This window comes from Carnobacterium sp., assembly GCF_032094055.1.
Lineage (GTDB): Bacteria > Bacillota > Bacilli > Lactobacillales > Carnobacteriaceae > Carnobacterium_A.
Map to the genome: position 1 here is coordinate 413 of NZ_DAMDAK010000128.1, position 2,097 is coordinate 2,509.

Consider the following 2,097-nt stretch of genomic DNA (forward strand, 5'->3'; position numbering starts at 1 on the left):
AGGTACTTTCTTGTCTTAATAACGGGACATGAAAGTCTAAACTTTTTGTACTTAGGACAAGAAACTCTAAACTACTTAGCCAGCAATAATGCAATAAGAAGAAAGTTAATTTTCTCCTTATTGCATTATTACTATTAAAAAAGAACTTATAGGGGTCCCGTCAGGAAAATGCGGATTTACAACGCTAAGCCTATTTTCCTGACGATTCCCCCATTTTTACAACGTTAAGAAAGTTTTAATGGTCTTAAAGAATCTAACGAGACCACTTTCTCCGAATTAAAATGATATTCTCCTAGTAGATTAATATGTTCCCAACCTAGAGGCGACATATGGTGTAATAATTCTTCATTAAAACTACCAGACTGTTTTTGATATTCAACTGCTTTAGTTAGATGTAAGGTATTCCAAATACTAATAGCATTGATGATTATGTTTAAAGCACTGGCTCTTTGCAATTGATGTTGTATAGTCCGTTCCCTAAGCTCACCTTGTTTTCCGAAGAAAATAGCTCTTGCTAATCCGTTCATGGCTTCTCCTTTATTTAATCCCCTTTGTATTTTTCTTCTTAATGATTCATCCGATATATAATTCAAAATAAAAATTGTTTTTTCTATTCGACCCATCTCACGTAAGGCTATAGCCAAGCTGTTTTGTCTTGAATAAGATCCTAGTTTCCCCATAATAAGGGATGCTGAAACTGTTCCTTCTCTTATTGAGTGAGCTAATCGCAAAACATCCTCATAATTTTCTTTAATGACCTTTGTATTTATTTGTCCACGTAAAATGGCTTCTAATTTTGGATACTCACTTGCTTTATCTATTGTAAATAATTTTGAGTCTGCTAAATCTCTTATTCTTGGGGCAAATTTAAATCCTAATAAATGAGTCAGTCCGAATATTTGATCTGTGTAACCAGCTGTGTCTGTATAATGCTCTTCTATGTTTAAATCCGTTTCATGGTGCAACAAACCATCTAAAACATGAATCGCATCCCTTGAATTAGTATGAATAATCTTTGTGTAGTAAGAAGAGAATTGATCACTAGTAAAACGGTAGATGGTGGCTCCTTTTCCAGTTCCATAATGTGGGTTTGCATCTGCATGTAGTGATGAACACCTAACTGCATTCTCATACCGTCTGATGAGGATGTTGTACCGTCTCCCCAATAGGAAGACAATTGTAATTTGTGATGAAAATTTACTAATACGGCTTGGGCTTTATTCATTGCATCTTCATACATGCGCCATTGAGATACATTGGCTAATTGCTTATATGTAAGTCCGGGTGTTGCTTCAGCCATCTTGCTTACACCTATATTCATTCCCATTCCTAAAAGGGCAGCCATAATAATAATCGTTTCTTCTTTATCCGGTTTTCGATTATTGGAAGCATGAGTAAATTGCTCATGAAATCCTGTTATATAAGCAATATCCATCAGTAAATCGGTTAATTTTATTCTTGGTAGCATCTGATAAAGGCTTGCACTAAACTTTTTTGCTTCTTCTGGTACATCTTTTTCTAAGCGTGCAAGTGACAGCTTTCCTTTATCAAGAGAAACTCCATCTAACTTGTTGGAATTGGCAGTTAACCACTTTAACCTTTCATTAAGGCTGCTGGTTCTCTCCGTTATATAATCTTCGAATGATAAACTAACTGATAATCTCGTATTCTCTTTCGTTTGATTCCATGTAAATTCGGAAAACAAATATTCCTCAAAATCTCTATATTGTCTGCTGCCAACAATGGAAACATCTCCTGCCCGAACATGCTCCCGAAGTTCTGTTAAAACAGCCATTTCATAGTAATGACGATTGATTGTTGTACCATCATTCTCGTATAAACGCTTTTTCCAACGTTTTGAAATAAAATCCACAGGTGAGTCATCAGGTACTTTTCGTTTTCCGGATTCGTTCATTCCTCGGATAATCTCTACAGCTTGTAAAAGTGGCTCATTTGCCTTTGTAGAATGAAATTCCAACACCCTTAATAGCGTTGGCGTATATTTTCTTAGTGAATAAAATCGTTTTTGCAGTAAGTCTAAATAATCATAGTCAGCAGGACGTGCAAGCTCCTGGGCTTCTTCGACCGAAGAGACAA

The 2,097-nt window shown here is 35.8% G+C and carries 1 pseudogene; it reads right to left on the minus strand.

The features are described from left to right. Positions 1 to 224: 224 nt before the first annotated feature. Positions 225 to 2,097, minus strand: a pseudogene (locus RT405_RS13055) (Tn3 family transposase); the annotation flags it as partial.